Below are 14,234 nucleotides of genomic sequence, written 5' to 3' on the forward strand. Positions count from 1 at the left end.
TTGGAGATCCCCTCTACCTGAAACGCCAGTCCGTGGCGAAGCCGAACACCAGGAACACACCGATACCGAGGACGATCAACCCGATCGCCAGGTAGCCGATGATCAGCGCCGCCAGCGCCATGCCCTCGCCACCCGCTTCGCCCCGCTTCGCCTTGGCGCGCGCGATGTGCCCGAGTACGACCCCCACGATCGACAACGTCCCACCGCACAGGAAAAGCCCGACGATCGAGCAGACCAGCGCGCCGACGGCCATGCCGGTGTCCTGGCTGGCCGGGTTGAACCCGGGCCCGTACGGGTAGCCGGGCTGCGGATACCCGTAGGGCTGCTGCTGGTACGGCCCCGACGGCTGCTGGCCATAGGGCGGCTGCTGCTGGCCGTAGGGATCCTGCGGGTAGGTCACGTTCTGTTCCCCTCGTGCTGATGTCCTCACACCGTAGACCGGCGTGAGCGTGCTCATAGCAGGACTGGGGGATTGGGGTCATACTCACCGGTAACCCAGCGCCGGGCACGGCGTTCCGACCGTTCGAAAGGGAGCAGTGATGGCTCGCCTCGCCCAGACAGCCGGCCTGACGGACATCCAGTCCGAGATCCTCGCGACGGTCCGCGCGTTCGTGGACAAGGAGGTCATCCCGCACGCGCAGGAACTCGAGCACGCCGACACCTACCCGGCCGACATCGTCGAGGGCATGAAGGAGATGGGCCTGTTCGGGCTCACCATCCCCGAGGAGTTCGGCGGGCTCGGTGAGTCGCTGCTGACCTACGCGCTCGTCGTCGAGGAGATCGCGCGCGGCTGGATGAGCGTGTCCGGCGTGATCAACACGCACTTCATCGTCGCGCACATGATCACCCGGCACGGCACCCAGGCGCAGAAGGAGCACTTCCTGCCCCGGATGGCGACCGGCGAGGTGCGCGGCTCGTTCTCCATGTCCGAGCCCGACCTCGGCTCCGACGTGGCCGCGATCAAGACCCGCGCCAAACGCGACGGCGACGACTACGTCATCGACGGCGCGAAGATGTGGCTCACCAACGGCGGCAGCTCCAACCTGATCGCGCTGCTGGTGAAGACCGACGAGGGCGCCGAGAAGCCCCACCAGAACCTGACCACGTTCCTGGTCGAAAAGCCTGCCGGCTTCGGCGAAGTGGCGCCGGGGCTCACGATCCCCGGCAAGATCGACAAGATGGGCTACAAGGGCGTCGACACCACCGAAGCGGTGTTCGACGGCTTCCGCATCGGCGCCGACAAAGTGCTCGGCGAAGCGCCCGGCAAGGGCTTCTCGTACATGATGGACGGTGTCGAGGTCGGCCGGGTCAACGTCGCCGCCCGCGCCTGCGGCATCGCGATCCGCGCGTTCGAGCTCGCCGTCGAGTACGCCCAGCAGCGCAAGACCTTCGGCAAGGCGATCGCCGAACACCAGGCCGTCGCGTTCAAGCTCGCCGAGATGGCCACCAAGGTCGAGGCCGCGCACCTGATGATGGTCAACGCCGCGCGCCTCAAGGACTCCGGCGAGCGCAACGACGTCGAAGCGGGCATGGCGAAGCTGATCGCCAGCGAGTACTGCGCCGAGGTCACCCAGGACGCGTTCCGCATCCACGGCGGCTACGGCTACTCGAAGGAATACGAGATCGAGCGCCTCATGCGCGAGGCCCCGTTCCTGCTCATCGGCGAAGGCACTTCCGAGATCCAGAAGACGATCATCTCCCGCGGCCTGCTCCGCGAATACAAGTCGCGGGGCTAATGGCTCGCCCGCGGCAGGCCGGGGTCGTGAGTGGTACGGCCGGTTCTAATACTGCAACGGCACTTGGTGGTGGTGTGGTAGATCATCGTTGTGGTGGTTGATGTGGCGATGGCTGAGTTGGATCGTGTGCATGAGCTGATTTCGGGCCGGTTCGCGCGGTCGGAGCCGCGTGGCAGGGCCCGGGATTACATGTCCGGGCTGGTCGCGGGGTTGGAGCGCAAGAACGGGTGGACGCTGGCCGAGCAGGCCGGTGAGGTGTGCCCGGATGGGATGCAGCGGTTGCTGCGGCGGGCGGACTGGGACGTCGACGGTGTGCGGGACGACCTGCGGGACTACGTGGTCGAGCACCTCGGTGACCGCGGTGGTGTGCTGATCGTGGATGAGACCGGGTTTCTGAAGAAGGGCATCCGTTCGGCGGGGGTGCAGCGTCAGTACTCGGGGACCGCGGGGCGGATCGAGAACTGTCAGATCGGGACGTTCCTGGCGTATGCGTCCGCGCGTGGTCATGTGCTGATCGATCGGGAGTTGTATCTGCCTGAGTCGTGGCTGGCTGATCGCGGCCGCTGCCGGAAGGCCGGGATTGCCGATGAGGTCGAGTTCGAGACGAAGCCGCGGCAGGCGATGGCGATGCTCGAGCGGGCGTTCGCCGCGGGTGTGCCGTTCGCGTGGGTCACCGCCGATGAGGCCTATGGGCAGGCCCAGTACCTGCGGGACTGGCTCGAAGCCCGCGACGCCGCCCACGTGCTGGCCCTGAAGATCAGCGACACCGTGACCACCGTCGACGGCGAGAAGGCCCGGACCGGTGAGCTGGTCGCGGACCTGCCGGCCAAGGCGTGGCGGCGGCTCTCGGTCGGCGCCGGCGCGCACGGACCCCGCGAATTCGACTGGGCCAGGACCCCGATCCGCACCGGCTGGCAGGCCGGTCGCGGGCACTGGCTGCTCGCCCGCCGCTCGATCTCCGATCCGACCGAGATCGCCTACTACGTCTGCTACGGACCACGCCGCTCGACACTGCTGGACTTGGCGTGGATCGCCGGGTCCCGCTGGCGGATCGAGGAATGCTTCCAGCAAGCCAAGAACGAAGCAGGGCTCGACCACTACCAAGTCCGGTCCTGGCGAGCGTGGTACGCCCACATCACCCTGTCCATGCTCGCCCACGCCTGGCTCGCCGTCGCCAGATCCCTTGCCATAAAAGGGGAATCGGTGTCGACGAGCCAGGCATGATCGGATTCAGCTACCGGAGATCCGTCGCCTGCTCACCAAGCTGGTCCTGCGTGTCGCCGACGCCACCGACTACATCTGGGCCTGGTCCCGGTTCCGCCGCCGACGACAACACCAAGCCCGCCTCAGCCACTACAAACGACGCGGCCACCCACTCACCTAAATGCCGTTGCAGTACTAACCGGTCTAAACACTCACGACCCCTTCGGGCTGTCTCGTCCGCGGCAGGGTCGTGGTCGGGCGTGGGTGCGGGCCTACTCCGCTCGGATTCGTGGGGTGGGGGCCTAGTTGGACCGTATATGCGGGTGGGGGAGGCCCTCATCCACTCGGCTCGGGTGAGGGAGGCCCTCACTCACGCCGACCGTGGATGAAGGCTCCCCTCATACCTGGTGCCCCTCGGTCACTGGACAAGCGGGTTGACCGTGTGGGAAATGAGGCGTTCAAGAGCCTGTTGCTTTTTGCTGTTGTGGTGTCTTCGGCATCGTCCGGTCTCTGGCTTGGCCACCGGGCCGGGCCGGGGTGGGGTTCAGGTGGTGCGGATCTGGGCGGTGGTGATGCCCTTGGTCCAGAGTTTGAGCAGGTTGGTGACTGCGGCGGCGAGGGAGAGTTCGGCTTGGGCGGCGGTGAGTCCTCGGCGGGCGAAGCGGGTGAGCCCGCGGCGGTCTTTGAGCCAGGCGTTGGGTGCTTCGATCATCGCGCCGCGTCGTCGGTAGAGGGTCACGCCTTCTGCGGTGCGTAGCCGGTGGTTCATCTTCTCCCGCGCGGTGGCGTTCTTGGGTGGGTCGCCGGTGGCCGGGTCGGTGGCGGCTCGAGTGTTCACGGTGCGGCCTTTGGCATCGGCGATGAGACGGTCCGGGCCCGCGGTCTCAAGGTTGGCGGTCGAGTCGTAGCCGGCGTCGCCGATCATCACGCCGACGGTGAGGTCACCGCGGCCGGTGCGCCGGGCCAGCTTCCCGGCGGTGGCGAGGACATCATCGGCGGTGGGCACGAACTGGTCGAGGTCGTTGGTGTCCTGGGTGGCGCGGGCGGACACGAGGAATTCGTCGTCGCTGACCGCGGTCTGGCAGTTGTAGCCCTGGACCCAGCCGTTGCGGGTCTTGAGCAGCCGTGATTGCGGGTCGGTCGTGTTCGCCACGAACTTGTCGGTCTGCGTCTGGGATTTCGCGGTGGCGGCGGCCTGTTCAGCGCGGGAGAGCGCGGCCTCATAGGCGGCGCGGGCCCGCCGGACCCTGCTGTGATCCTCCGGCGGCACCGCTGCTTTCCCCGACGGGCGGCGCCCGCCGCCGGATCGCATCTGGGCGTGCCAGGCCTCCCAGCGGGACACCGCTGTGGCTCGCTCCCGGTCCAGGCGTGCTCGGGCCACCGCGACCCGGTCCGCGCCTCGCGGCGGGGCCCCGCCACGGGTGAGGCCGGCGGCGACCGCGGCGTCATAGGCCCGCGCGATCTCAGCCCGCCCCTCGCCGGCCTGCTCGGCCGCGTCGCGACGGGACTGGATCTGCTCCAGCGCGGCCGTGATCCGTTCACCGCGACGGGTGCGGTCACGCAGGTCCGGTGGTGGTTCGTCGCCGCGCCGGTCGGCGCCGAAGCGGGCGTCGTCGGCCGCGTCGGTCTGCGCGGTCTCCTCAACGAACTTCTCGGCCAGTTTCCGCAGGTGAGCCTCGGTGCGGTTGGCGTCCTTACTCGCGTTGGCGGCGATCTTGGTGCCGTCGAACGCGACCACCCCCAGCGACACCATCCCCAGTTCGGCGGCCAGCACCAGCGACTCGGTCAGCAGATCCGTCAGCGCCGCCTCGTGACGCTGGCGGAACCGGGCCAGCACCGTGTGATCCGGGATGTCCTGCGCGCAGATGATCCGGAACGCCACATCGGTCAGGCACAACCGCTCGATCCGCCGCGACGAGGACACCCCATGCGCCATCGCATACACGAACAACGTCAGCAGCATCTCCGGGTCATACCCACGCCGCCCGACCCCACCACGCTTCGCCGTCGCGTGAAACGCCGACGTGTCCAGCCGCCCCACCACCGCGATCACGAACCACACCAGATGATCATCCGGCAACCAGTCCGCCATCGACGGCGGCAACAGAAACTCCTGCTCACGATCAACCGGCCGATAATCCCTTGCCACACAACAATTATCCCAAGTTGCCACACGTGCAACAAGATCATCAAGCCATGTCGAGCCAGTTCAAAAAGCAACAGGCTCTCAACGACGCATTTCCCACACAGCCACGGCACGCCACCGTTGCCCTTCCGCCCAATAGAACCGCCCGCAACGCGCACGACCGGGCCTGACCAGTGGTTCACTGGGGCGCATGATCGGGTTCACGCCGTCGCCTGGCCTGCGGGCGCACGTGGTCGCGCGCTGGGTGCGTGACGGCGTGGGCCCGTTGCCGCCCTCGCTACCGGAACCCGCGGTCGACCTGCTGGTCATGCCCGGACGTGGTCTGTGGCTGGCGGGCGCCGAGCAGGTCGCGAGGCAAGGTCACCTACCCCAGGGCGGAAAACTGGTCGGCTTCCGGCTCCGGCCGGGCGCTTGCCTGGCCTGGTTCGGCGTGGCGGCCGACGAGATCCCGCTCGGCGGCGCGCCGATCGCGGATCTGCTGGGCACTCGCGACGCACGCGCGCTGGAGGCCGGGCACCTCGAAGCCAAGCGCGAGCCCGACGCGCTCATGCGCCAGGTCGTGCGCGCGATGGCCGAACGGCCCGAACTCACCGTCGCCGAGCAAGCGGACCTCGCGTGCCTTTCGGAACGGCAGCTGCGGCGGCGGTTCGGCCAAGCGGTCGGACTGGGACCCAAGGCCTATCTCCGGGTGACCCGGCTGCATCGGGCGGTCGACGCCGCCCGCGCGGCACTGGAGCGAGGCAAGCCGCCGCACTGGGCGGACATCGCCGCGCGGCACGGGTTCTACGACCAGCCGCATCTGCTCGCCGAATTCCGCCGTGCGGCTGGCTGCCCGCCTGGCCGATTTTTCCAAGCCACGGCCGCGCCGCCGTCGTCACGATCGGCGGATGACCAGCACTGAAGTGATCTTCGAGTTCCACGAACGGACCGCCGCCGACGGGCTGCGCGAGCCGGTCCGCTTCGAGCACGGCGCCTGGTTCGTGCACGGCCACGCCGACGTCGACCGGGTGCTCACCGAGCACGCCACGTTCTCCTCCGACGAACTCCGCCACAGCGCCGAGGCCGTGCCGCACGCGGACAACCCGTTGCTGCGCACCATGCTCGCGCTCGATCCGCCCGAGCATCACCGGCAGCGCAAACTCGTCAGCCGCGCGTTCACGCCGAAAGCGATCGCGGCGCTGAAACCCCGTATCGCCGCGACCGCCCGGCGGCTGCTCGACGCCGCCGGGCCGGACGGCCTCGACTTCATCGACGGGTTCGCCTACCCACTGCCGATCAGCACCATCGCCGGGCTGCTGGGCGTCGATCCCGGACGGCAGGCGGACTTCGTGCGGTGGGCGGAGGCGGTCACCTCGTTCGCCGGTTCGTTCGCGCGCGACCCTTCGCGCCGTGCCGAATTCGAGAAGGCATATGACGAACTAACCGCCTATTTTCGCGAGCTGTTCGAAGTCCGCCGGACAGCGCCGCGTGACGACGTGCTCAGCACCTTGGTCACCGCCGGCGGGCTCACCGACGACGAGCTGGTCGACTTCTGCGCGCTGCTGCTCATCAACGGCCACGAGACCACGAAAACCTTGCTGGTGAACGCTTTGCTGTGCTTGGACCGGTACCCGTGGCTGCGGGCCGCGCCGGTCGAGGGGGTCGTCGAGGAGGTGCTCAGGTTCCTGCCGCCGTCAGGCGGCACCGACCGGTTCACGACCACCGCGACCACGATCGGCGGGCACGCGATCGGGCCGGGCGAACGGGTCGTCGCGATGATCGTCTCCGCCAACCGCGATCCGGCGGTCTTCGCCGATCCGCACCGCTTCGACCACCGGAGGGCGGCGGGCGCGCACTTGTCGTTCGGGCACGGGATCCACTTCTGCCTCGGCGCGCACTTGGCCAGATGGCAGGCCGAGATCGCGCTTTCCGTGCTGGTCGAGCGGCTGCCGGGCCGCTGGCTGCTGCCTCCCGAATCCGTCGGAATCCGGACGACTCCGGTCGGCGTCGACGTCACCGCACTCCGCTTGGACTGGGACGGCTGATGCCTGGTTCGCACCCTCGCGCCGGACTTGAGAGGATGGGACGCACAGTCCTCACGAGTGCGTAGGTGGTCAGCTTGAGCAGTCCCTTTGGTGGCAAGCAGCCCGCGGGGCAGCCTCGGCTTCCGACCCCGCCGACCGGCTGGCCGATCGGGTCGTACGGGACCTACGGCGAGGCGCAGCGCGCCGTCGACTACCTCGCCGAGAGCGAGTTCTCCGTCGAGGACGTCACCATCGTCGGCGTCGACCTGATGCTGGTCGAACGCGTCATCGGCAGGCTCTCCTGGGGTCGCGTGCTCGGCACCGGCGCGGTGTCCGGCGCCTGGTTCGGCCTCGTCGTCGGACTGCTGCTCGGCATGTTCAACAACCAGGGTTTCGCCTGGCAGCCGATGCTGACCGGGCTCGTCTTCGGTGTGCTGTCCGGTGTCGTCTTTGCGGCAATCGGGTACAGCATGTCCAAAGGCCGCCGCGATTTCTCCTCGGCGAGCCAGCTGGTCGCGGGCCGCTACGACGTGCTCTGCCAGCCGCGAACGGCCGAACAGGGCCGCGATTTGCTGGCAAAACTCGCCATGCGGCCCAGTCCCTCGACCGGGTGAGTTGATCTACCCGGAGGTCGCCGGGTTTCTGAATCGGTGCGGATGACGCTTGCGGGGTGTGATCGGCCGGAATAGGTTGCTCACACCAGTCGGGCGGGACGGCCTCCACCGTTCCGCCCGAGCACTAGCACGTCGGGGTGCTGGCGCGGGTGCTGTCCTTGCCTGCCGGAGTACTCCGGGCCTCGTCGTGCGCGCCGCTAGGAGGCCTGATGGGGAAAGCGATCGCGGGCAAGCAACGGGGGCGCTCGCCGGGCAGGGTCGCGGCGCTGGCCTGCGCCGGGCTCGTCGCGGCGGGCCTGCTCACCGCTTGTGGCTCGGACAGTGGGCTGAAGATCAACCTGTATCACGCGCCAGAGGACAACCTGCAGTCCGTTGTGGACAACTGCAACAAGGCGGCGGGCGGCCGCTACGAGATCGTCTACAACAAGCTCCCGCGCGGCTCGGACGGCCAGCGCGAGCAGATGGTCCGCAGGCTCGCCGCCGGCGACACCTCGCTCGACCTCCTCTACCTCGACGTCACCTGGGTCGCCGAGTTCGCCGAAGCCGGCTGGGTCGAGGAGTGGACCGGGGCGAACAAGGAAGAGGCCTCCAAGGGCGTGCTGCCGGGGCCGCAGGAAACGGCCACGTGGAACGGCAAGCTCTACGCCGCCACCAAGAACACCAACGTCCAGCTGCTCTGGTACGACGACCGGCTCAGCCCGACGCCGCCGAAGACGTGGGACGAGATGATCTCGCAGGCCCAGGCGCTCAACGCGCAGGGCAAGCCGGGCAACGTCGTCTTCACCGGCGCGCAGTACGAAGGCCTGGTCGTCTTCTACAACACCCTCGTCGAGTCGTTCGGCGGGCACATCCTGTCCGACGACGGCAAGTCCGTGGTGATGGACGACGGCGCGATCAAGGCGCTGACCCTGCTCAAGAAGATCACCACCTCGGGCGTCACCGACAAGTCGCTGACCAACTCGAAAGAGGACGACGTCCGCCAGGCCTTCCAGCGTGGCCAGGCCGGGTTCGAACTGAACTGGCCGTTCGTCTACGCGGCGTACGCGAAGGACAAGAAGGCGGACCTGCCGCACTTCAAGTGGACGACCTATCCGGCCGCCGAGGCGGGCAAGCCTGCCAAGACGACCATCGGTGGCGCCAACCTCGGGGTCAGCACGTACTCGCGGCACAAGCCGCAGGCGTTCGAGGCGGCACTGTGCCTGCGCAACGCCGACAACCAGAAGTTCTCCGCGCTCAAGTCCGGTGTCCCGCCGACCATCGAGTCGGTCTACACCGACACCAAGCCGCTCGACGCGAGCAAGCCCGCGAGCGCCGACAACCCGAGCATGGACACGGAATACCCGATGCGGATGACGATCCTGGAAGCGCTGAAGTCGGCCGCCGTCCGGCCGCTGACCCCGGCGTACCAGAACGCGTCCACGCTGATGTCGAAGATCCTGTCGCCGCCGTCGGACATCGACCCGCAGGCCACCGCGGACAAACTGCGTGACCAGCTCGCCGACGCGTTGAACTCGAAAGGGGTGATCCCGTGAGCCACGCGGTCAAGGAGGCTCCCGCCAAGGCGGGCCGCAAGAAGGCGAAACCCGCGCTCAGCGAAGGAAAGAAGGCGGAGCGCAAGCTCGGCCTCTGGCTGTGCGCGCCCGCGTTCATCGTGATGGTCGCGGTGACGGGCTATCCGATCATCTATTCGGTCTGGCTGTCTTTGCAGCGTTACGACCTGCGTTTCCCGGCGCAGCAGGAATTCATCGGCTTCGACAACTACGGCGCGGTGCTGTCCAACAGCTACTGGTGGACGGCTTTCGGCACGACGATGGGACTGACCGTCGTCTCGGTGATCATCGAGTTCGTGCTGGGCATGGCGCTCGCGCTGATCATGCACCGCACCCTCGTCGCGCGGGGTCTGATCAGGACGGTCGCGCTCATCCCGTACGGCATCGTCACGGTCGTCGCGGCGTTCTCGTGGTTCTACGCGTGGACGCCGAAGACCGGTTACCTCGCGAACATCGTCAGCAATTTCTCGGACACCGCGGTGCTGACCGACAAATGGGCGTCGCTGGCGGCCATCGTGGCCGCCGAGGTCTGGAAGACCACGCCGTTCATGGCGCTGCTGCTGATGGCCGGGCTCGCGCTCGTGCCGGACGACCTGCTCAAGGCCGCGGCGATGGACGGCGCGACCGCGTGGCAGCGGTTCACCAAGGTGATGCTGCCGGTCATGAAGCCGGCGATCCTGGTCGCGCTGCTGTTCCGCACGCTCGACGCGTTCCGCATCTTCGACAACATCTTCGTGCTCACCAACGGCGCGCAGGACACGTCGTCGGTGTCGATGCAGACCTACAACAACCTGGTCAAGGGCTTGAACCTCGGCATCGGGTCCACCATGGCCGTGCTGATCTTCATCACGGTGGCGATCATCGCGTTCATCTTCATCAAGGTGTTCGGCACCGCCGCACCCGGATCCGACACAGGGGGGAAGCGCTGATGGTGATGGGTGGAGCGGTCACGACGAACCGCAAACTGAAGTGGGGCCTGGTCGACATCCTGGTGCTGGTGTTCGCGCTGGTGCCGGTGCTCTGGGTGGTCTCGCTGTCGTTCAAGACCAAGGCGACGATCGCCGACGGGAATTTCATCCCGCGGGAATGGTCGCTGCAGAACTACGCCGACATCTTCCAGACCACCGAGTTCATCAGAGCGTTGGTGAACTCGATCGGCATCGCGATCATCGCGACGGTGATCGCGGTGGTGCTCGGCACGATGGCGGCGTACGCGATCGCCAGGCTCGACTTCCCCGGCAAGCAGCTGCTGGTCGGATTGTCGCTGCTGATCGCGATGTTCCCGCAGGTCTCGCTGGTCACGCCGTTGTTCAACATCGAGCGTGAGCTCGGGTTGTTCGACACCTGGCCGGGCCTGATCCTGCCGTACATCACGTTCGCGCTGCCGTTGTCGATCTACACGTTGTCCGCGTTCTTCCGCGAAATCCCTTGGGAGCTGGAGAAAGCGGCGAAGATGGACGGCGCGACGCCGGCGCAGGCGTTCCGCAAGGTGATCGCGCCGCTGGCCGCGCCGGGCGTGTTCACCACGGCGATCCTGGTGTTCATCTTCTGCTGGAACGACTTCCTGTTCGCCATTTCGCTGACGTCCACCGAGGCGTCGCGCACGGTGCCCGCGGCGTTGTCGTTCTTCACCGGGTCCTCGCAGTTCGAAGACCCGACCGGGACCATCTCCGCGGCCGCCGTGGTGATCACCGTCCCGATCATCATTTTCGTGTTGTTCTTCCAGCGCCGCATCGTCGCGGGGCTGACGTCCGGTGCGGTGAAGGGGTAAGACATGGCTGAAATCGTCCTGGACAAGGTGTCCAAGAAGTACCCCGACGGCGCGCTCGCGGTGTCCGAAGTGGACATCACCATCGCCGACGGCGAGTTCATCATCCTGGTCGGCCCGTCCGGCTGCGGGAAGTCGACCACGCTGAACATGGTGGCAGGGCTGGAAGACATCTCCTCCGGCGAGCTGCGCATCGACGGGCAGCGCGTCAACGAGCGGGCGCCGAAGGACCGTGACATCGCGATGGTGTTCCAGTCCTACGCGCTGTACCCGCACCTGAGCGTGCGGGAGAACATGGCGTTCCCGTTGCGGCTGGCCAAGGTCGCCGACAGCACGGTCCGCGCGAAGGTCGAGGAGGCGGCGCGGATCCTGGACCTGACCGGGCACCTGGACCGCAAGCCCGCGAACCTGTCCGGCGGGCAGCGGCAGCGGGTGGCGATGGGCCGGGCGATCGTCCGTAACCCCAAGGCGTTCCTGATGGACGAGCCGCTGTCCAATCTGGACGCCAAGCTGCGCGGGCAGATGCGGACGTCGGTGTCGAAGATCCAGAAGCAGCTGGGCACCACCACGCTCTACGTCACGCACGACCAGACCGAGGCCATGACCCTCGGCGACCGGGTCGTGGTGCTGCGAGCCGGTTACGTGCAGCAGATCGGGTCGCCGCAGTTCCTCTACGACAACCCGGCCAACCTGTTCGTCGCCGGGTTCATCGGCTCGCCGTCGATGAACTTCGTACCGGCGACCTTGGAGGAAGGCTCGCTGCGCAGTGCCTTCGGCACGGTGGCGCTGACCGACCGGGTGCGACGGCTGGCCGAGGCCGCCGACGCACCGCGCGAGGTCATCGTCGGCGTGCGGCCTGAGCACTTCGAGGACGCTTCGTTGCTCGACGATGCCCAGCGCCAGGGTGGTGCGACGTTCACCGCGACCGTCGACGTGCTCGAGTCGATGGGCTCGGAGAAGTACGCGCACTTCACCGTCGAAGGCGAATCCGCGACCTCGTCGGAACTGGCCGAGCTGGCCGCCGACAGCGGATCCGACGACGTGCCCGGCGGTGAGTCGGCGATCGTGGCCCGCCTCTCGGCCGCCTCGGCGGCCCGCGAAGGCGAACCCGTCGACATCTGGTTCGACGCCGACAAGGTCAAGCTCTTCGACCCCTCCTCCGGCAAGAACCTGACCTACTCCGACTAAGTCGTTTTAGCCCGAAAGCCACTTTCGTCAGATGCGATCTGCCGAAAGTGGCTTTCGGGCTTTTACGAGCCCCCCTGGTCAGCCCGCGATGGCCGAGCCGGTCTCCAGCAGCGACTTGAGGTCGGCCAGGATCCACGCCCAGCCGCCGCCCGCGTTGGTCTCGTCCTCGTCGGTGCCCGCGATCATGCGGGATGTCGCCGGCGCGTTGGTGACGTCGTGCGTGACCGTGAGCCGGGTGCCCGCGGCCTTGGTCTCGAAGATCTCGTACGTCAGCTTGGTGAAGCCCTCCGCCGCGATCTCGGGCGACATGACCAGCCGCCAGGTCTGCACGAGCTTGCGGGGCGGGTCGGACTCGACGACCTCGCCGTCGACGATCACCTCGGGCATGCCCATGTCGAGCCACTCCTGCGTGGAGCGCGTGACGAACTTGCCGCCCGGCTTGAGGTCGTAGTCGACCAGCCCGGTGTAGCCGTACTTGGCCGTGAACTCCGGCTTGGTGATCGCGTCCCAGACCGCCTGCGGGGTGGCCTTGATGTAGATCCGGTAGACCTGCTGGGTCCGGGTCTCGGTGGCGGCTTCAGTCATGATCGGCTTCCAATTCTCGTTTGAGGTCGGCGAGCACCGAGACGTGGTGCTCCGTGTACTTGTCGATCCACCGGTCGTGGATCAGCCGGATCGGCACCGGGTTCAGGAAGTGCCGTTTCTCCCGGCCTTCCTTGCGCGTGGTCACCAGGCCCGCCTCCTCCAGCAGGCGCAGGTGCTTCATGACGCCGAAGCGGGTCATCTCCAGTTCTGACTCCAGCTCGGTGAGCGTGCGGCCGTCGCGCTCGAAGAGCTGGTCAAGCAGGTGGCGACGGGTGGGGTCGGCGAGAGCCTTGAACACCAGGTCGTTCTCATCGGCACCGTCGGACACGCTCCGAGAATAGGTGACCAAAAGGTCACATGTCAACGCCGCGTAGGCTCACGCCGTGCAGGGGTTCGACTACTACGAGCTGCTCGGGCTGGCGAAAACGGCCTCACCAGCGGAAATCAAGTCCGCGTACCGGGCGCTGGCCAAGTCGATGCACCCCGACGCCGGGGGCACCGCCGGTACCTTCCGGCTGCTCCAAGAGGCTTACGGAACGTTGTCGGACCCGGCCAGACGCGCCGCCTACGACCGCGCGCCCGGCGACGTCATCACCCCGCCCCGCCCGCGCTCACCGGTCCGCACGCGGCGGCGTGAGTTCGGCGCCGACCCCGGCTTCGAACCACCCCCGGTGGTGCTGGACCCCGACGTCATCCCGTGGTGGGACCTGGTCGCCAGGCCCGCGTCACGGCGCGCCCAGCGCGAAGGCCACGGGCACGCGCCGTGGCTGATCGTGGTGGCGGGTGTGCTGCTGCTGTTCGTGCCGATGGCCTGGGGCGTCTGGGTCCTGCTGGTCGTCGTGGTCGCGGGCAGCGCCGCGTGGCTGGCCCGCGGCTACGTCGCCGACGTCCGCGCCGAGCGCGTCATCTCCGCCGAGTTCGGCCACACGACGGAGTTCGGCAAGGTCGGCGCCGACGCCGACCAGATCGGCGAGCGCCGCACGGCCGAGCTGCTGCGCCGGTACTTCACCCAGCTGCCCGAGGTGCGGATCTTCCACAGCCTCGCACTGCCCGGCTCGGTGTTCGCCGACATCGACCACGCCGTCCTCGTCGGCAGGCGGCTGGTGCTCGTCCAGTCGAAGTCATGGCCGCCTGGGCACTACGAGATGGACGAAGAGTCCTTGTACCGCAACGGGAACCGCTTCCGTGGCGGCTCGACGTCGCTGCCGGAGGCGATCGCCGAGTACAAACGCCTGCTCCCCGAGGTCGAGGTCGTCGGCGCACTGCTCATCTACCCGAATCGGTCGGGCGTCGTGACGGCCGACGCCGACCTGCTGATGACGCCTGAGCAGTTCGTCATCGAGGTCGGCGACTGGCTGGCCGAGCGACCCGCCGCCGTCGACCCCGAGGTCTTCCGCGCTGTGCTCGGCCAGGTCGTTTCGCGCTGAGGACTCGTGAGTGG

Annotated in this window: 14 protein-coding genes; 10 read left to right on the forward strand and 4 right to left on the reverse strand. The window is 67.8% G+C overall.

The genetic code is table 11. From position 1 onward, the window contains the following. Positions 1-13 precede the first annotated feature (13 nt). Positions 14-400: a DUF4190 domain-containing protein gene (locus AB5J62_RS04330; protein WP_370946815.1), complete on the reverse strand. Its 387-nt coding sequence runs from the start codon at positions 398-400 to the stop codon at positions 14-16. 139 nt (positions 401-539) lie between these two features. On the opposite strand from AB5J62_RS04330, the gene AB5J62_RS04335 reads away from it, so the two are divergent. Together AB5J62_RS04335 and AB5J62_RS04340 are read left to right on the forward strand one after the other, a co-directional pair. Further along, the gene (locus AB5J62_RS04335; RefSeq protein WP_370946816.1) at positions 540-1,736 is read left to right on the forward strand and encodes an acyl-CoA dehydrogenase family protein; all 1,197 of its coding nucleotides are present in this window, start codon (positions 540-542) and stop codon (positions 1,734-1,736) included. Positions 1,737-1,826: 90 nt separating this feature from the next. After that, entirely contained in the window at positions 1,827-2,960 is a 1,134-nt protein-coding gene (locus AB5J62_RS04340; protein WP_370946817.1) for an IS701 family transposase, read from the forward strand. A 523-nt stretch (positions 2,961-3,483) separates the two neighbouring features. Here AB5J62_RS04340 and AB5J62_RS04345 read toward each other — a convergent pair. Continuing rightward, positions 3,484-5,088 (reverse strand): transposase, encoded by a 1,605-nt coding sequence (locus AB5J62_RS04345; RefSeq protein WP_370946284.1) that lies wholly within the window; start codon positions 5,086-5,088, stop codon positions 3,484-3,486. Positions 5,089-5,275: 187 nt separating this feature from the next. Here AB5J62_RS04345 and AB5J62_RS04350 point away from each other — a divergent pair, with 187 nt between their 5' ends. From AB5J62_RS04350 to AB5J62_RS04380, 7 genes are all read left to right on the forward strand, one after another. Continuing rightward, positions 5,276-5,986: a helix-turn-helix domain-containing protein gene (locus AB5J62_RS04350; RefSeq protein WP_370946818.1), complete on the forward strand. Its 711-nt coding sequence runs from the start codon at positions 5,276-5,278 to the stop codon at positions 5,984-5,986. Then, a complete protein-coding gene (locus AB5J62_RS04355) occupies positions 5,973-7,109 on the forward strand; it encodes a cytochrome P450 (RefSeq protein ID WP_370946819.1) in 1,137 nt (378 codons plus the stop codon). Before AB5J62_RS04350 ends, AB5J62_RS04355 begins: the two co-directional genes overlap by 14 nt. A gap of 74 nt (positions 7,110-7,183) precedes the next feature. Next, positions 7,184-7,702, forward strand: a complete 519-nt coding sequence (locus AB5J62_RS04360; RefSeq protein ID WP_176969071.1) for a general stress protein — start codon at positions 7,184-7,186, stop codon at positions 7,700-7,702. 209 nt (positions 7,703-7,911) lie between these two features. Continuing rightward, a complete protein-coding gene (locus AB5J62_RS04365; protein WP_370946820.1) occupies positions 7,912-9,234 on the forward strand; it encodes an ABC transporter substrate-binding protein in 1,323 nt (440 codons plus the stop codon). Continuing rightward, complete coding sequence (locus tag AB5J62_RS04370) at positions 9,231-10,181, forward strand: carbohydrate ABC transporter permease (protein WP_370946821.1); 951 nt, start codon at positions 9,231-9,233, stop codon at positions 10,179-10,181. The genes AB5J62_RS04365 and AB5J62_RS04370 overlap by 4 nt, the downstream gene beginning before the upstream one ends. After that, positions 10,181-11,023, forward strand: a complete 843-nt coding sequence (locus tag AB5J62_RS04375) for a carbohydrate ABC transporter permease (protein WP_370946822.1) — start codon at positions 10,181-10,183, stop codon at positions 11,021-11,023. Before AB5J62_RS04370 ends, AB5J62_RS04375 begins: the two co-directional genes overlap by 1 nt. Positions 11,024-11,026: 3 nt before the next feature. Further along, positions 11,027-12,208 carry an ABC transporter ATP-binding protein gene (locus AB5J62_RS04380; RefSeq protein ID WP_370946823.1) on the forward strand — a complete coding sequence of 394 codons (1,182 nt, stop codon included), beginning with the start codon at positions 11,027-11,029 and terminating at the stop codon, positions 12,206-12,208. A gap of 78 nt (positions 12,209-12,286) precedes the next feature. Here the strand turns inward: AB5J62_RS04380 and AB5J62_RS04385 are convergent, their stop codons facing one another. Both AB5J62_RS04385 and AB5J62_RS04390 read right to left on the reverse strand, forming a co-directional pair. Next, positions 12,287-12,793 carry an SRPBCC family protein gene (locus AB5J62_RS04385; protein WP_370946824.1) on the reverse strand — a complete coding sequence of 169 codons (507 nt, stop codon included), beginning with the start codon at positions 12,791-12,793 and terminating at the stop codon, positions 12,287-12,289. Beyond that, positions 12,786-13,142 (reverse strand): ArsR/SmtB family transcription factor, encoded by a 357-nt coding sequence (locus tag AB5J62_RS04390; RefSeq protein WP_370946825.1) that lies wholly within the window; start codon positions 13,140-13,142, stop codon positions 12,786-12,788. The genes AB5J62_RS04385 and AB5J62_RS04390 overlap by 8 nt, the downstream gene beginning before the upstream one ends. A 34-nt stretch (positions 13,143-13,176) precedes the next feature. Here AB5J62_RS04390 and AB5J62_RS04395 point away from each other — a divergent pair, with 34 nt between their 5' ends. Then, on the forward strand, positions 13,177-14,220 hold the full coding sequence (locus tag AB5J62_RS04395; RefSeq protein ID WP_370946826.1) for a DnaJ domain-containing protein: 1,044 nt from the start codon (positions 13,177-13,179) through the stop codon (positions 14,218-14,220). Positions 14,221-14,234 lie beyond the last annotated feature (14 nt).

The sequence above is a fragment of the Amycolatopsis sp. cg5 genome, from assembly GCF_041346955.1.
GTDB lineage: Bacteria > Actinomycetota > Actinomycetes > Mycobacteriales > Pseudonocardiaceae > Amycolatopsis.

Excerpts from the sequence above, each read along its gene's own strand:
- AB5J62_RS04355 (WP_370946819.1), top strand. The coding sequence starts at position 5,973 with ATGACCAGCACTGAAGTGATCTTCGAGTTCCACGAACGGACCGCCGCC.
- AB5J62_RS04385 (WP_370946824.1), bottom strand. The coding sequence starts at position 12,793 with ATGACTGAAGCCGCCACCGAGACCCGGACCCAGCAGGTCTACCGGATC.
- AB5J62_RS04365 (WP_370946820.1), top strand. The coding sequence starts at position 7,912 with ATGGGGAAAGCGATCGCGGGCAAGCAACGGGGGCGCTCGCCGGGCAGG.
- AB5J62_RS04350 (WP_370946818.1), top strand. The coding sequence starts at position 5,276 with ATGATCGGGTTCACGCCGTCGCCTGGCCTGCGGGCGCACGTGGTCGCG.
- AB5J62_RS04380 (WP_370946823.1), top strand. The coding sequence starts at position 11,027 with ATGGCTGAAATCGTCCTGGACAAGGTGTCCAAGAAGTACCCCGACGGC.
- AB5J62_RS04375 (WP_370946822.1), top strand. The coding sequence starts at position 10,181 with ATGGTGATGGGTGGAGCGGTCACGACGAACCGCAAACTGAAGTGGGGC.
- AB5J62_RS04335 (WP_370946816.1), top strand. The coding sequence starts at position 540 with ATGGCTCGCCTCGCCCAGACAGCCGGCCTGACGGACATCCAGTCCGAG.